Source organism: Pseudoalteromonas sp. PB2-1 (genome assembly GCF_045040605.1).
GTDB classification, from domain to species: domain Bacteria; phylum Pseudomonadota; class Gammaproteobacteria; order Enterobacterales; family Alteromonadaceae; genus Pseudoalteromonas; species Pseudoalteromonas arabiensis.
The window spans coordinates 1,463,751-1,480,640 of the sequence record NZ_CP090667.1; the positions used below are offsets into that span (position 1 = coordinate 1,463,751).

A 16,890-nucleotide genomic window follows, 5' to 3' on the forward strand; every position below is an offset into this window, starting at 1 on the left:
TTACTTTCCTTATTGGCTCTTCAGGTAAATAGCAGGGTTGGTTTTGCACACCAGCCAAGCAGGGTAAAGTCCAGCAATAACGCAGGTACTAATGGCTATAACAGGAGCGCTCAAAAGCATGCTTAAATCCATGGTTGCTAGGCTTTTATAATAGCTATAGCTTTGACGCACACCTAACAAGCCAACTTGAGCAAGAATGATCCCCAAAATACCGCCTAAAAATCCTAGCATGGCTACTTCGACGATGTGCTGGTAAAAAATTTGTCGTTTACTTGCGCCAAGAGCTCTTCGTACACCCACCTCTGAAGCTCTTCGTAAAAATTTCGCAAGCAGTAAACCAAGAATGTTCGCAAGGCATACAGCCAAAAACATAAAGCTAAGACCAACAAGAATCTCATTATCTTCACTGACTACATTGTTGTATTGCATCCACTCATTTACATCCCGTAGCTTGGCCTCTAGTTGCTTACGATTGAAGCGACCTAGCTTTTGCTGTTCTTGCATGTAAGCCATCAAGAAATCTTGGTAAGCCTGTTTTTCCTCAGGCGTTTTAAGTTCAACCCAAAATTGTAGCCACACTAACTCTGAATTTAACTTATCGTTGAATGTATTGGTTTTTTCGTGTTTCCATCCATTTGTGTTACCCCAGTTTTCCAGCTGGCGAGCTTTCATAAGGCTAAAAGGGAGGAATAGCTGCTCTGTTTTATTGAATGAGCCGTTATTTAAATCGTAATACTTAGTTGTAATATCCCAATCATCAATAACACCCACCACCTCGTAACTGGCATCGTCAAGGTAGATAATTTTTCCAATCGAATTTTCGCCGGCAAATAATTTGTCATTAAGTTCTTTGCTGATCACGACAACGGGTGCGGCATTTGCCTCTTGTTGCTCGCTCCAAACACCTCCATATAGAAATGACAAATTAAACATATCGAAAAAGTCAGGTGTAGTGAGGCGAGCTTGACCTATAAAGGGTTTTATTTTGTCTGAGTCTAAATAAACTGAAAAACCAGTGCGTACCATAGTTACACGTTTGCCACCTGCATCCGCTTTATTTAAATTCACAGCGTCTTGGTAGGTCAATTGTAAGGGGAGGTTGTCCTTAGTCCACCAAGTGCTGCCATCGTCCATAATTTGAAGCTGTACGCTGTAAAGTTGGCTGCTTTTTTCAGGGATCGGATCCGCCGACATCATGTGATAAACAGAGAGGCTTGTCATCGTGACACCAATACCAATAGCAATGGCTAGCACCATTAAAAAGCTCACTAATGGCGTGCGCTTAAAGCTACGCCAGCTTAAATCTAAATAATGAAGGAACATGACTATACCCCTGCCGCTTTTAAGTTTTGAGTGCCTTGATATAAGGTTAGATCTGCGAGTTGACCATCAACGACCTGAATGTTCCGAGGTGCTCTGCGAGCAAGTTCAGGATCGTGAGTAACCATCACAATAGTTGCACCATCACGATTTATTTGTTCAAGTAGTTCCATTACTTGGCGAGCCATTAAGCTATCAAGGTTACCCGTTGGCTCATCGGCAAGTAAAAAACGAGGTTCACCAGCAAGGGCTCTAGCAATAGCTACACGTTGCTGTTGTCCGCCAGAGAGCTGTTGAGGAAGGTGTTTTGCACGTGACGCTAGACCAACTTGCTCTAAACATTGCTCAATTCGGCGTTTACGCTCGGCTGCTTTAATCCCACGGTAACGAAGGGGTACTTCGATATTTTCGTATAGGTTCAAGTCAGGGATGAGGTTGAAACCTTGGAAAATAAAACCGATTTTTTGATTACGAAGGTCGGCACGTTGATTGTCATTGAGTTTACCGACATCAATTCCGTCTAATAGATATTGGCCCTCATTAAATGGCTCTAGCATTCCTGCAATGTTTAAAAACGTGGTTTTACCTGAGCCGCTTGGGCCTGTCACTGCAATAAATTCACCCTCATCTACTTGTAGGTTAAAATCACGAAGTGCATGAGTTTGTACCATTTCAGTTTGATACACTTTATTGATGTTATTCATTTTAAGCATAATTATAATTCCTTGTTGTTAACGTAAAACGAGTACCGGTGCTTGTTTATAACGGTCGTAGTTAGAGATGATTAATTGATCGCCAGCTTGAACGCCTTCTAAGAGCTCCACAGCGTTAATACTGCTAGCGCCTGTTTTTATATCGATTAAGTAAGCCATATCACCATCGATTCGATAAGCACGCGTCCCACCTTGTTGTAAAAAGGCGCCGCGCTTTACTTGTAAAACATTGTCGCGATTTTCTAAGAGAATGCGGGCTGTGAGACGTTGATTTTGGCGAATTCCAACCAGTTCATCATCAAATCGTACTCGTGTTGTCACTTCGCGGTTGTTTACTTCCGGAGATATAGCTGACAATGTTCCCGTCACATGACGAGCACCGAGCGTTAGTTCGACTTGCATCCCTAAACCTAATTCATTAGCATAACTTTCTGGCACTTGAAGTTCGGCTTCAAAGTTACTTAAGTCCACCAAAGTCATTAATGGTTGACTTTGAGTTACGGCCTCTTTTTGTTGCACAAGTAAATTCCCCACGATGCCGCTCACACTGGCTATGATAGTTAGGTCATTTACTTGGCGAAATAAATCATCAACGATAAGCTGCTGTCTTGCTAGGTCTCGCTCTGCGGCTTTTAACTCAAAGGCAAGGGTATCTTTTGCAAGCGCAACCTCTTGCTCAGCATGTTTATAAGAAAGTTTTGCTCTTGCTAAATCATCGACTGCTTTTTCTAAATCAATTTGGCTTATTAAGTTTTTCTTTATAGATAATTGGGCACGACGGTTTTCACGGTCCGCAGCATTAAGTTCAACCTGAGCAAGGTCGAGCGCTTTCGTTAAGCTTAATTTTTGTCTACGTGCTTCGAGTTGCTTGCGTTGAAGCTCACCATCAAGCCTTGCAAGTACAGATTGTTGCTGTTTTAGCTCATTTGTTAGCTCAGGGCTTTTTACAATTGCGATGACGTCATCTTTTTTTACGCTGTCACCTGCTTTTACTTTCAAATCCACAAAGCCGCGTTCAGGGCTGTATACTTTGGGCGCATTTGCAGCAACGATTTTGCCACTGGCGGCGACATCTCTAATGAGAGGTTGCTGAGTTACTTTGCTGATTTGTAGGCTTGCCTTCTCAACGGAAATACTGCCTTCGGTGTCCGCAAAAATACTGCCTATAGCAACCGAGCCAATTAATAATACACCGATAATTAGTGCAACTGGTTTTGCAAAGTTATTCTTCTTCGTCACCGAGATATCCTGAGCACTGGTATCTTTTATCATCATAGTTCCTTAATGTTCTCAACTAACATAATCATGAAACCCACTACTAGCATGGTGAGTGGCGATGCAATAAATAAACTAAAAGTGAACATGTCCTGTCCTTAAATCTGCTGATGTAATTTTATATACCAACAATATGCCAACTTTTATTTTATTGATTTATAAAGGTTTATTGATTCTATTGATGTTGTTTCAATGTCCGCGGACAGAAAAAGTGTCCGCAGCGGACACTTTTTAATAAGTGGGTTTACGTGCGCGTAAAGAGCAAGCTTTTAGGAGTGTAAGCGTAAATAGTTATCTAAAGAGTTACAGTAAGTGCCTAGCGAGTCTGGTTTATGTGAGTAGGTGATATCTAAATTCTGCATTATCATTCAAAAAGTGAATATTTATTCATTTCAGTTGTCAGTTTACGTTAACGTAAAGAGTGGTTTTTGAAATTTTTCTTTTACAAGTTGTTAAATATGACACCAGTGTCATAAAAAAATAACGGTGAAAATACGCCTAAATGTAAAAAATTAGCATAGAATTTACTAAGTGCATTTAAATGAGAAATATTCATGAATATGAATATGTATTCAAAACTCTATTGACTCAGAGATTATTTGGCGATAGTTTTGTTCGTCTGCTAGCCCTGTCACAAGAGACTAAAGGGCTGGTCGTTGTAGCAAGGGGAGGGGTCTATGTTATACGACTCAAAATTAGAAAAAGATAATTGTGGCTTTGGCTTGATAGCCCAAGTCAATGGACAAGCGAGTCACCGCTTGATCCGAACAGCAATCACAGGGCTTGATCGTATGGAGCACCGTGGCGGTATTTCTGCCGATGGTAAAACCGGTGATGGTTGTGGTTTATTAATGCAAAAACCCGATAGTTTCTTTCGTGCTATTGCTAGCGAACATGACTGGCACCTAGGAAAGAACTACGCCGTAGGCATGGTATTTTTGAATGCCGATCCTGTACTTGCGCAAACAGCTAAAGATGTGTTGAGTGAAGAACTCGAAAAAGAAACCTTGAGCATTCAAGGCTGGCGCGTTGTACCGACTGATGCGTCATGTTTAGGGCCAATTGCAAAAAAACAACTACCAGGCTTTGAACAAATTTTTGTTAGCGCCCCAGAAGGCTGGCGTCCGAAAGATTTAGAGCGCCGTTTATATGTTGCGCGTCGTCGTGCAGAAAAGCGCCTTGAAAACGATGAACATTTTTATATTGCCAGCTTATCTGGTTTGGTCACTGTCTATAAAGGCTTAATGATGCCAGTTGACTTACCTAACTTTTATTTAGATTTAGCTGACATTCGCATGACCAGTGCGATTTGTGTATTTCATCAACGTTTTTCTACCAATACACAACCTCGTTGGCCATTAGCGCAGCCATTCCGTTATTTAGCACACAATGGTGAAATTAATACCATTCAAGGTAACCGCCAGTGGGCCCGTGCCCGTGCGTATAAGTTTGCCTCACCACTTATCCCTGATTTGCAATCAGCTGCACCGTTCGTAAATGAAAGCGGTTCTGACTCTTCAAGCTTAGACAATATGCTTGAGTTGTTCTTAGCGGGTGGCATGGATTTATTCCGTGCAATGCGTATGCTTGTACCGCCTGCATGGCAAAAAAACCGTGCTATGGATGAAGACCTACGTGCATTCTACGACTTTAACTCAATGCATATGGAACCATGGGATGGCCCTGCTGGTATTGTCATGTCTGACGGTCGTTTTGCAGCCTGTAACCTTGATCGCAACGGTTTACGTCCAGCGCGTTATGTGATCACCCAAGATGGTTTTATAACACTCGCCTCAGAAGTGGGTATTTGGGACTATGCACCAGACGAAGTGGTTGAAAAAGGCCGTGTTGGCCCTGGCGAGCTGTTAGTTATTGATACTCATCAAGGTAAAATTTGGCATTCAGATGAAATTGACCAAGATCTTAAGTCACGTCATCCATACAAAGCATGGCTCGAAGCAAATGTTAAGCGTTTAATACCGTTCGAGCAGCTCTCTGAAAAAGATGCGGGTAATCGTTCATTTGATGACGAAACATTGCTTAAATATCAAAAGATGTTTGGTTTCACTAACGAAGAGCTTGATAGTGTTATTCGTGTGATGGGTGAAAACGGTCAAGAAGCGACAGGTTCAATGGGTGATGACACTCCATTTGCCGTACTGTCAGAAGGTCACCGCTCGTTATTTGATTACTTTAGACAGAAGTTTGCGCAAGTAACGAATCCACCGATTGACCCGCTTCGTGAAAATCACGTTATGTCACTGGCAACCTGTATTGGTAGTGAGCAAAACGTATTTAACGAAACCACTGGTCACGCTAAGCGTTTGCAGTTTGATACACCAATCTTGATGTATGCAGATATGCAGCAGTTACTTAATGCTGATGATAAATATTACAGCTACTGCAAAATTGATATCACTTACACAGTAGAAGAGGGGCTTGAAAGCGCTATCACACGTATTTGTGACGAAGCGCAAGAGAAAGCGGCTGCTGGTTGTGTGATGTTAGTGTTAAGCGACCGTAACTTCAGCGAAACACAGTTGCCTATTCCTGCTGCGATGGCGGTAGGCTCTATTCAGAAACGTTTAGTTGATAATAACTTGCGCTGTGAATCAAACATTATCATTGAATCAGGCAGTGTTCGCGATGCTCATCAATTCGCTGTATTACTCGGCTTTGGTGCAACAGCAATTTACCCATACCTTGCTTATGAATCACTGGTTGCTATGAGTGATAGTAAGGTGATCAATAAGACTTATTGTGAAGTAACGCTTGCGTATCGTAATGCGATAAACAAGGGTCTTTATAAAATCATGTCGAAAATGGGTATTAGCACTGTTGCATCATACCGCTGCTCGATGTTATTTGAAGCCGTTGGTTTGTCTGAGGCTATCGTCGAAACCTGTTTTAATGGTGTGGCAAGTCGTATTAAAGGGGCGTGTTTCACTGATTTTGATGACGATCAACGCAAGCTTCATAAATTGGCATTTAGTAAGCGTAAATTGTTAAGCCATGGCGGTTTATTGAAATATGTGCATGGCGGTGAGTATCACGCGTATAACCCAGATGTTATTCAAACGCTACAAAAAGCAGTGCGTTCTGGTGAATACAGTGATTATGTTGCCTATGCTGATTTAGTAAATAATCGTCCGATCACTAATTTGCGTGACATGTTGGCAGTAAAAGTGCCAGATGCAGGTATCAGTATTGATGATGTTGAACCGGCAACTGAGCTATATAAGCGTTTTGACTCGGCAGCAATGAGTATTGGTGCGTTATCGCCAGAAGCGCATGAAGCGTTAGCGATTGCAATGAACCGTTTAGGCGGTTGTTCAAACTCGGGTGAAGGTGGTGAAGATAAACTTCGTTACGGCACAGAGAAAAACTCGCGTATTAAGCAAGTTGCTTCAGGTCGTTTTGGTGTAACACCACATTATTTACGTAGCGCTGATGTAATTCAGATTAAAGTTGCGCAAGGTGCAAAACCAGGTGAGGGTGGTCAATTACCAGGTGAAAAAGTAACGCCGTATATTGCAAAGTTACGTTACTCAGTGCCTGGTGTGACCTTGATTTCGCCTCCGCCGCATCACGATATTTACTCGATTGAAGATTTAGCTCAGCTTATTTTCGATTTAAAACAAGTGAATCCAGATGCACTGATTTCTGTGAAATTAGTCTCTGAACCAGGGGTTGGTACGATTGCAACGGGCGTTGCTAAAGCGTATGCCGATTTAATCACCATTGCGGGTTATGACGGTGGCACAGGTGCAAGCCCGCTTACTTCTGTTAAGTATGCTGGTAGCCCGTGGGAGCTTGGCCTTGCTGAAACACAGCAAGCATTAGTTGAAAACGGTTTACGTCACCGTATTCGTCTGCAAACAGATGGTGGTCTCAAAACAGGCCTAGACATCATCAAAGCAGCTATTTTAGGTGCTGAGAGCTTTGGTTTTGGTACGGGTCCTATGGTGGCACTTGGTTGTAAATACTTACGTATTTGTCACTTAAACAACTGTGCGACCGGTGTTGCGACACAAGACGATACACTGCGCCAAAAGCACTATCATGGCTTGCCAGAAATGGCGATGAACTACTTTAAGTTTATTGCACAAGAAGCTCGCCAAATCATGGCAAGTTTAGGTGTAACACGCTTAACAGATTTAATTGGTCGTTTGGATTTACTTGAAGCGATTGAAGGCAAGACAGAGAAACAAAAGAAAGTGGATTTGTCGTCTGTGATTGCTGCGCCTAACAACCCAACAGGTGAAACCCTGTATTGTAGTGTGCCAAATAGCTCACACTACTTAGGTCAGCTAAATGAAACCTTGCTTGAAAAAGCCAAGCAAGCAATTGACGAAAAGTCGGGTACCTCATTAGTAAGCCGTATTTGTAATACCGACCGTTCTGTAGGCGCGATGTTATCAGGCTATATTGCCTCAAAACATGGCAACCAAGGCATGGCTGCTGACCCAGTTTCTATTGAGCTTCATGGTACAGCGGGTCAATCATTCGGTGTATGGAATGCGGGGGGGCTAGAAATGACCCTGGTTGGTGATGCCAATGACTATGTTGGTAAAGGCATGGCTGGCGGTAAGCTGGTAATTCGTCCGCCGCTCGGTTCATCGTTTGAAAGCCATAAGGCCACGATTGCAGGTAATACCTGTTTATATGGAGCAACAGGCGGTAAGTTATTTGCTGCTGGCTCTGCAGGTGAACGTTTTGCTGTTCGTAACTCAGGTGTGCAAGCTGTTGTAGAAGGCGTGGGTGATAACGGCTGTGAGTATATGACAGGCGGTGTGGTTTGCGTACTTGGCAAAGTGGGTATTAACTTTGGTGCGGGTATGACAGGGGGCTTTGCGTATATTCTTGATGAAGGCAAAGACTTTGAAAAACGCATTAACCCAGAGCTTGTTGAAATCGTTACGCTTGAGGGCTTAGCATCTCACCAAGAACATTTACGTGGTCTAATTGCTGAGCATCTAGAGCTGACTGGCTCAAACCGCGCTGAGCAGATTTTAGCTAACTTTGATTTATACATGCCGATGTTTAAATTGGTCAAGCCAAAATCTAGTGATGTAAAAAGTTTACTCGGACACCGAGCGCGCAGCAGCGCAGAGCTTCGTGTTCAGGCTCAGTAGGGGGTAGTATGAGCGAAAATGTATACCAGTTTATCGATGTACAACGTGTAGATCCGCGCAAAAAGCCAATTTCTGCACGTAAACAATCTTTCGTAGAAATATACGAGCCGTTTTCTGAAACACAAGTAAATTCACAAGCGGACCGTTGTTTAGATTGTGGTAACCCATATTGTGAATGGAAATGTCCAGTCCATAACTATATCCCACAGTGGTTAAAGTTAATTCGTACCGGTCGTATTTTAGAAGCAGCTGAGCTTTCTCATCGAACCAATAGTTTACCGGAGGTGTGTGGCCGGGTTTGTCCACAAGACCGCTTATGTGAGGGCTCATGCACACTTGATGAAGAGTTTGGTGCTGTTACTATCGGTAATATCGAAAAGTACATCACTGATACGGCCTTTAAGATGGGCTGGAAGCCAGACATGTCTTATGTCGTTTGGTCTGACAAAAAAGTGGCTATCATTGGTGCAGGCCCAGCAGGCTTAGGCTGTGCGGATATTTTAGTACGTAACGGCGTAAAACCCGTGGTGTTTGATCGTCATCCTGAAATTGGTGGTTTACTTACATTTGGTATTCCTTCATTCAAACTTGAAAAAGAAGTGATGCAAAAACGTCGTGAAATTTTCACTGAAATGGGTGTCGAGTTTAAGCTAAATACTGAAGTGGGTGTTGATATTACCCTTGATGAAATTTTGGCTGAATATGATGCCGTGTTTTTAGGCGTGGGTACTTATCAAAGTATGCGAGCAGGTTTTGAGAACGAAGACGCCGATGGTGTGTTTGATGCATTGCCTTTCTTAATCGGTAACACAAATCGTGTTATGGGTTATGCTGAGGATAAGCAAGCCTACATTGATATGGCTAACGAAAAAGTAGTCGTGCTTGGTGGCGGTGATACTGCGATGGACTGTGTAAGAACCTCAATCCGTCAAGGCGCAACGAAAGTAACCTGTGCGTATCGTCGTGATGAAGAAAATATGCCAGGTTCAAAACGCGAAGTTAAAAATGCCCGTGAAGAGGGCGTTGAGTTTACTTTTAACGTACAACCTAAAGGTATTGTTGTTGACGAACATGGTAAAGTCGCTGGCGTTAAGATGGTGAAAACACAACTTGGTGAGCCGGATGAAAATGGTCGTCGTCGTGCTGAAGAAGTTGCCGGTTCTGAACATGTTATTGAAGCCACCAAAGTGCTCATGGCGTTTGGTTTTAAACCTCATAAAATGGACTGGTTAGAACCTTATGGTGTTGAAATAAACCATTGGGGCGGCATTAACGCACCAGAAAAAGGCGAGTTTACGCATCAAACAACTAATCCGAAAATATTTGCTGGTGGTGACATCGTACGAGGCTCAGACTTAGTCGTGACTGCTATATTTGAAGGCCGTAATGCTGCTGAAGGTATTATGGATTACCTAGAGGTTTAATTAAGCTGTCTTAGTTAGTAAAAAAGCAAGCGCTTAGCTTGCTTTTTTACTTTAGGCTAGTTGTTTTATTTATTACGCTATTGGTCATTACCAACATCCAATCAAGGCATTCCTTACTTTCATTTTATGACGTTTTAGGAGTAAATAGGCTGTGCCAACTACAATAAGGTGGCTACCCATAAACAGCCAAATCATGGTCGATAATGCTTGGCTAAAGTAGCCTAAAATACCGCCCAATGCGATCATCAAAAAAGCAGACACATTTAGAACAGCTTGTAGCTGTAATTTAAATTTTAAGTGTTTCCAGCGACTAAATACCAGTAAAAGTAAAGCAACAATAGGCAAAGCAATCACCAATACTTCGACTAAATACAGCCAAACAGATATAAAAGGGCTTGCTGTATCCATAGACTGTGATGCACTTACTGGGGTTGATGTCATCGCTATTGAACCTGTCACAAATATAGCTAATTTGCGAAATATCATTATTTTAATGTCCAATTTATGAGCGCTTAAGCGCCCATTACTTCTCTTAACAAATTATGCATGTGCGCTTATTAACTCTTTCGCATTTGCTCTTGCTGTTTTGCTAATATTATCGCCACCCAGTAGACGTGCAATTTCGTCTATACGGCCATCTTTTGATAGTGTATTCATTTGCGTAAAGGTTTCGCCATGAGCAATTTCTTTGGCAACAAAAAACTGTTGATGTCCAGAGCTGGCAACTTGAGGTAAATGTGTAACGCATATAACCTGGGTTGATTTCCCAAGTTGGCGCAGCAGCTTTCCTACGGCGGATGCTGTCGGGCCTGAAATACCCACATCCACTTCATCAAAAATTAAAGTTGGCGTGGTCACGCGCTCTGCAATAATCACTTGAATAGCTAAACTAATACGCGATAATTCACCACCGGATGCAACTTTTGATAGAGCTTGTAAAGGTTGACCTGGGTTAGTCGATACCAAAAACGAGACTGTGTCAAAACCCATTGCGCTAGGTGTTTTGTCGGGTGTTTGTTGTATATCAATCGCAAACTTGCCATTTTCCATTGATAAATTAGCCATGCTATCGCTAATTAGCTGATTAAGTGTATCAGCATAACGATGGCGACTTTCACTTAATAATTGAGCCGCTTGCTTGTATTGTTCAAGCGCGTCGCTAATTTCGCTTTCAAGTGCGCCAAGGCGGTCGCTGTTATAACTAATTGATGCTAATTCTTCTGCGATTGATTGATGGAACTCAACAAGTTCTTCAGGCTTAATGTGATGCTTACGTGCCAAGTCCATGATGCCTGTTAAACGAGTTTCTACATCGTCTAAACGGGCTGGGTCTAGATCTGTCATGTCAACATAACCACGGATCTCTCGGCTAGCTTCTTCGACTTGCACTGCGGCTTCATTTAAAAGCGTGGCGATACCCGTGAGGCTCTCATCATACCCTGCAAGTTCAATAAATTGCTGTGCACTGTGCTGTAGCAGTGAGCATGCACTTTGTTCATCAGCTTCATATAAATGCTGTAATTCACGCTGGCATGATTCTAAAATAGTTTGACTGTGGCTTAATTTGTGATGCTCGGCTTCTATTTCTTCAAACTCACCAGGTAGTAAAGCAAACTCATCTAATTCGGCAACTTGATACTCAAGTAACTGCTTTTGCGCAGCTTGTTGCTGTTGTTGTTGCTCAAGCTGGTTAAACTCTTTTAATAATGCTTGATAGGCTTTGTAGCGCTCTTTAACATCAGCAAGCAATGTCGTGTGACCAGCATACGCATCGAGTAAATGCAGTTGATGATCAGATTTTAATAGATGCTGGTGGGCATGTTGACCATGAATCGATATTAAGTACTGGCCAAGCTCTTTGAGTTGTGCAGCAGTCACTGTGCTGCCATTGATGTAGCTTTTACTACGACCATTTTTGCAAATCACACGACGTAATAGACATTCGCCATCAGCATTCGATAACAAATGATGCTCTAGGAATTGCTGCGCTAAAGGAAGCGTTGAAATATCAAACTGCGCACAAATTTCTGCACGGTCAGTGCCAGGGCGAACGGCTGTTGCATCGGCTCGTTCACCTAAACACAATGAGAGTGCATCTATTGCAATTGATTTACCGGCACCTGTTTCACCGGTAATGGCTGTCATACCATGATGCCATTCCGTACTTAAACTACTCACAATGGCAAAGTTTTTAATTTCTAACCCAATTAACATACTGTTTATCCATCCAGCTAATTAACTGTTAATTTATACAGTGTTTTTGGGTTTTGCAAACTAAATTTGTATTTTAGGTTAATTCTGTGAGCTGTTCTTGTCGGTTTAAATCTTCAATCTCTTGGGGGGCAATACTTTGCTGGTGATCATCAATTGATTCTATAGAAGGGTAGAACTTGATAGTCTCAACCAATGAAGGGAATGTTTCTTGATAAAAGGTTTTATTAAACTCGATACCATTACGGGGCAGTTGCGCCATAAAATACTGTAAACGGTCTGCAAGTTGGTCGTGTTCAGCTTCACTCTGTAAACGACTTGCTTCTGCAATGACCGTATTGATAAATAGATCACTGATATATTCGAGCTGGTTCAAATTCTCTTCGTTATGTGCTTGCACGACGAAATAGTTACTTGTTATTTGATGTAAGCTGCCTATATTTTTAGGGCGAATGAGCTTGGCTTCACTAAATTCAATTAACTTGATTTTGAAGTCATTGTTGATTTCTTTTACGCGTTGATTGAAGCGCTTTTTTTCTGCTTCGATTGCTTTTTGACGATTACTTTCGATGATCCAGTAACAACCTAGCAAGGTGATCAGCAACAGTAGAGCAAGAAAAACGATATAGCCCATTTCGGATTAGATTCCTTAAATAATTACAGCTTTAAGTCTGAATATTTTGCGCTAATCACTTTGACTTGGCAATTATTTAAAGCAAAAAATGTGTTTTAAAATAACCGACTTCCCCAATTTAGTTTTTTTCTCAGAACATTGTAGTAAGAATAGTCTTTAGGGTGGATTAGCCGTAAACGTTTATCTGCTTTTTTTATCACCACTTCATCACCAGGTAATACTGCCAGCACCACATGACTGTCACAACTAACTTGTAAACTGTCTGTGTTTTCAAGGCTCAGTTTCAAACGAACTTCGTTATCGGCATCAACAACCAAAGGGCGACTTGAAAGAGTATGAGGAAACATAGGCACAAGTGATATTGCGTTCAGCTCAGGGGTTAAAATTGGCCCGCCTCCAGAAAGAGAGTATGCCGTCGATCCAGTAGGGGTTGACACGATTAAACCATCTGAACGCTGTGAAAAAACGAAATCGTTATTAATAAAGGCCTCAAACTCTATCATATGAGCGACTTTATCAGCATGAAGCACCGCTTCGTTTACGGCTGAATTTGCGCTTTTTAACTCAGCGTGGCGATACACTTCTACTTCTAACAGAAAGCGTTTTTCTTCAATATATTGCCCACTAAGAACTTGTTCTAAGCTGGCTTCAAAGCCTTCTGGGTTGAGGTCTGTTAGAAAGCCTAAATTGCCACGGTTAACGCCAATAACAGCAACATCAAAGCGTGCTAAAACTCTTGCCGCACCCAGCATATTTCCATCACCACCTACTACAATGGCTAAATCTGCCCGTTCGCCTAAATCGACTAGCTTGACTAATTGCTCACTGGGCACATCTTCAAGTTGTCTTCCTGTACGTTGTTCAACAAGCACTTCAAAACCTAATGCGAGCAAAAAAGTATGAAGGCGTTGTAGTGTGTTGGCTGCACCTGAGTGGTTTGGCTTGCCGATTAAGCCGATAGTTTTGAACGGAGAATCCATATTGTGTGCACTTAGCGATGTCATACGGATAGAGTACATTAAAAATTAAAGCTTTGAAAATACCTTGAAATAAACATGCTATGCCCAGATATTAACTGGCAAGAGATAAGATGTATGAATTTATGAAATTAAACCCTCGCGACCAACAAATTTTTTCAGCTGTGATGAGCCTCTACTGTAATGGTGAAGGCCAACCGGTAGCATCTACGCGCATTGCAAAACAAAAAGGCATGGCAGTGTGTTCTGCAACGATACGAAATGCAATGTCGAGACTCGAAAAAGAAGGGTTACTTTATTCTCCTCACACATCGGCAGGTCGGGTGCCAACGAATGCGGGCTTCGATTACTGGTTGTCGGAGTTTTTTGCATTGTCAGAAGTGGCAGCATATTGGCAGCCTGAACAATCTCAGTTAGTTGAGCTTGCACATGGTTTAAGTCAGCGTTACAAGGTGTGCTGTTGTGTTGGGTTACCTCAGGTCAGTTCGCAGTTAGTATTTCGAGTTGAAGTGTTAGATTTTGACGGCTCTAATTGGCTTATTCTATTAATAGACCGTGCAGGACAAAGTAACAATATATGCATTTCTAAGCCACAAGATGCCAGCGATACGGTTCGCTACCAATTTGCTACTTGGTTGAATACGGTGTTTAGTCAACAAACGCTTATGGAAGGTTTGTATCGTATGCAAGCGATGGCGAATACCGCTCCCCATAACTGCCATGACTCTTTAACGCAATGGACACGAGAGTTGAGTCAGAAGCTCGGTTCTGATAACAGCATAGTGGTCGGGGAAAATTATTTATATCGTCAAGTTGATTGCCAAACGAGCTTAAACATCGGGGTCTCGTTTTTGGACTATGTTGAAGATAAGCTGGCGTTCAGAAATGGCTTATCGGTATTAAATACCGAGCAATTACCTTTCACTGACTGTGATGAGTTAATGGTATTAAGTGTGCCGTACTTTAATAACCAACAATATCAAAGTAGATTTTGTGTTATTTGTCCAAAATCAGCACAAATTGAAGCAATCATCCAAGAATTTAAGTCAATCGGGTCACGTGCCTCTTGAATCTTTTGATTCTATCCCCATAATTACCGCAGTTGTAAAGAATTGGAGCATTTAAGCTATGTCAGAGCAGACAAAATCACCAGAGCAAGAAGTTGAATTAAACGAAGAATTTGAACAGATGCAAGCGGACGTTGATGCAGCTGTAGAAGCAGCAGAGCAAATGGAAGGCGAAGAAATGAGCCCTGAAGCAGAAATTGCATTACTGCATAGTGAACTTGAAGCTGCAAAACAGACTATTAATGATCAAAAAGACAGTGTTGTACGTGCTGCCGCAGACGTTGAGAACATGCGTCGTCGCGCTGCTCAAGATGTAGAAAAAGCACATAAATTTGCACTAGAGAAGTTTGCTAATGAGTTACTTCCAGTGATTGATAATTTAGAGCGTGCAATTGAATTTTCTGATAAAGAAAATGAAGAGCTTAAGCCTGTACTTGAAGGCATTGAGATGACAGTTAAGAGCTTTAATGACGCAGTTGCTAAGTTTGGTGTTGAAATTGTCAACCCACAGGGCGAGCAATTTAACCCAGAGTTCCATCAAGCGATGTCAATCCAGCCAAGTAACGATGTTGCACCTAATACGGTATTAGCTGTGATGCAAAAAGGTTACACACTAAACGGTCGTTTACTTCGCCCTGCGATGGTGATGGTATCGAAAGAAGCTGAATAAGCTTTAAAATATATAAAAAATGCCTGTTAATCACAGGCATTTTTTTTGATAAGTTACCAACCATTTAGCTCCTAGAATGATTAAATATTTAAGTCGATTGGTATCGTTTTCTGTGCCACAGCTGTACGAGTAAGATAAGTATCAGTGCACTGAACATCATCGCAGAAAATGGAATGGCACTTTGTGGATGAACAAACGCAAGGATAGGGCCGACTAAAGCACCACTGCCAAATCGAAGTGTACCAATCACCGCCGTTGCCGTACCTGACTTTTCTTCAAATTGCATCAATATTAATGAGTCTGCATTACTTGCTACAATACCTAAACTCATCATTAGTGGCGCTATTGCCGCAACGATAAAGTAAAGTGATAAATGCATCACACTGAATAACAGCAATGCCCCACCAGAAACAAAACCAATACCAAGGCCGATAAATAATAGCTTACGAGAACCTAAGCGTGGTACCAAACGGGTATTCATAAAGTTACCAAACATTAATGCTAAGACATTAAACGCAAACAGCACACCGAATAGCTGCTCATCAACGTTAAAAAAATCGAGGTAGACATAAGGTACTGATGTTAAAAAGCAGAAGAACGCAAACGAAGCAAACATCGAGCTGGCAATATCTGCTAATGCACTTTTACGTGAAAACACGGTTTTATAACTATTAAAAAATAGTGCAAAACCACGTTGTTGACTTTTAAAAATGGGGATATCTATTAAGTATATTTGTACTAAGGCTAAAATCGCAAAGCTGTATGACGCTAAAGCAATAAAAATCACTTGCCACGTTGAAATTCCCATGATCAAAGAACCCAAGGTTGGTGCGATAAGTGGTGCAACCATCATGATCATTGAAACATATGACATACCTTTGGCTGTATGCTCACGGTAGATATGGCGAATAATACCAGGAACAACCACTGTTGCAGCTGCACCTGTAAATGCTTGTATGGCTCTGAGCGTCCAAAACAACTCAATATCATCACAAAAAGCTAAGGCCAATGATGTTATTCCAAATAGCACTAACCCCACTTTTGCAAGTAGCCGCCTGCCCAGCTCATCTGCAATAGGCCCAAAAAATAACATACCTAAAGCATAGCCTGCCAAATAGATACTTAGAGATATCTGCACATTTGGCATCGTGGTCTGTAAATCGTTAGCAATAACAAGCATTGCAGGTAAATACAAATCAATCGCCAGTGGTGTAATAGCAACAATACTTGCGAGTAAAGGTAATAAAATGCGTTTATTTATCGAGTCAGGGGAAGGCATTGCATACTCATTAATCATTTAATAGGTCACTATTGTAGCAGCGTCGAACGCAGGGGTGAACTTAGTTTGCCTGCTAAGTAAAAGAATTAACTAAATAATAACAACTGAGTGGGTGATTGTTCATTTTCATATAAAATTAAGCAATGCTTTGCTATATTAATCAAAATTACACTAAGTATTTGAAG

Annotated in this window: 12 protein-coding genes; 4 read left to right on the forward strand and 8 right to left on the reverse strand. The window is 41.7% G+C overall.

What is annotated here, in order from left to right:
* Positions 1-9 precede the first annotated feature (9 nt).
* From L0Z67_RS06780 to L0Z67_RS06790, 3 genes are read right to left on the reverse strand one after another with little or no spacing between them, the layout of a single operon-like run.
* Positions 10-1,323, reverse strand: coding sequence for an ABC transporter permease (locus L0Z67_RS06780; RefSeq protein WP_062570740.1), 1,314 nt, complete (start codon positions 1,321-1,323; stop codon positions 10-12).
* Between the two features lie 2 nt (positions 1,324-1,325).
* A complete protein-coding gene (locus tag L0Z67_RS06785) occupies positions 1,326-2,033 on the reverse strand; it encodes an ABC transporter ATP-binding protein (protein ID WP_062570741.1) in 708 nt (235 codons plus the stop codon).
* 18 nt (positions 2,034-2,051) lie between these two features.
* On the reverse strand, positions 2,052-3,305 hold the full coding sequence (locus tag L0Z67_RS06790) for an efflux RND transporter periplasmic adaptor subunit (RefSeq protein ID WP_062570742.1): 1,254 nt from the start codon (positions 3,303-3,305) through the stop codon (positions 2,052-2,054).
* Between the two features lie 680 nt (positions 3,306-3,985).
* Between L0Z67_RS06790 and gltB the strand changes: the two genes are divergently transcribed.
* Both gltB and L0Z67_RS06800 read left to right on the forward strand, forming a co-directional pair.
* Positions 3,986-8,443 (forward strand): glutamate synthase large subunit, encoded by a 4,458-nt coding sequence (gene gltB, locus L0Z67_RS06795; RefSeq protein WP_062570743.1) that lies wholly within the window; start codon positions 3,986-3,988, stop codon positions 8,441-8,443.
* Positions 8,444-8,451: 8 nt separating this feature from the next.
* Positions 8,452-9,867 carry an FAD-dependent oxidoreductase gene (locus L0Z67_RS06800; RefSeq protein WP_062570744.1) on the forward strand — a complete coding sequence of 472 codons (1,416 nt, stop codon included), beginning with the start codon at positions 8,452-8,454 and terminating at the stop codon, positions 9,865-9,867.
* Positions 9,868-9,954: 87 nt separating this feature from the next.
* On the opposite strand, the gene L0Z67_RS06805 is transcribed toward L0Z67_RS06800, so the two are convergent.
* The 4 genes from L0Z67_RS06805 to nadK all read right to left on the reverse strand — a co-directional run bounded on the left by L0Z67_RS06805 (position 9,955) and on the right by nadK (position 13,692).
* Complete coding sequence (locus L0Z67_RS06805) at positions 9,955-10,353, reverse strand: hypothetical protein (protein ID WP_237115114.1); 399 nt, start codon at positions 10,351-10,353, stop codon at positions 9,955-9,957.
* Positions 10,354-10,407: 54 nt separating this feature from the next.
* Positions 10,408-12,081, reverse strand: coding sequence for a DNA repair protein RecN (gene recN / locus L0Z67_RS06810; protein ID WP_193988663.1), 1,674 nt, complete (start codon positions 12,079-12,081; stop codon positions 10,408-10,410).
* Positions 12,082-12,154: 73 nt separating this feature from the next.
* On the reverse strand, positions 12,155-12,712 hold the full coding sequence (locus tag L0Z67_RS06815; protein ID WP_193988664.1) for a hypothetical protein: 558 nt from the start codon (positions 12,710-12,712) through the stop codon (positions 12,155-12,157).
* Positions 12,713-12,807: 95 nt separating this feature from the next.
* Positions 12,808-13,692 carry an NAD(+) kinase gene (gene nadK, locus L0Z67_RS06820; RefSeq protein WP_062570748.1) on the reverse strand — a complete coding sequence of 295 codons (885 nt, stop codon included), beginning with the start codon at positions 13,690-13,692 and terminating at the stop codon, positions 12,808-12,810.
* 122 nt (positions 13,693-13,814) lie between these two features.
* On the opposite strand from nadK, the gene L0Z67_RS06825 reads away from it, so the two are divergent.
* Together L0Z67_RS06825 and grpE are read left to right on the forward strand one after the other, a co-directional pair.
* Positions 13,815-14,759 (forward strand): HrcA family transcriptional regulator, encoded by a 945-nt coding sequence (locus tag L0Z67_RS06825; RefSeq protein ID WP_157066246.1) that lies wholly within the window; start codon positions 13,815-13,817, stop codon positions 14,757-14,759.
* Between the two features lie 58 nt (positions 14,760-14,817).
* Complete coding sequence (gene grpE, locus L0Z67_RS06830) at positions 14,818-15,426, forward strand: nucleotide exchange factor GrpE (RefSeq protein ID WP_062570750.1); 609 nt, start codon at positions 14,818-14,820, stop codon at positions 15,424-15,426.
* Between the two features lie 88 nt (positions 15,427-15,514).
* Here the strand turns inward: grpE and L0Z67_RS06835 are convergent, their stop codons facing one another.
* Positions 15,515-16,723: a Bcr/CflA family efflux MFS transporter gene (locus L0Z67_RS06835; RefSeq protein WP_405128616.1), complete on the reverse strand. Its 1,209-nt coding sequence runs from the start codon at positions 16,721-16,723 to the stop codon at positions 15,515-15,517.
* Positions 16,724-16,890: the final 167 nt, after the last annotated feature.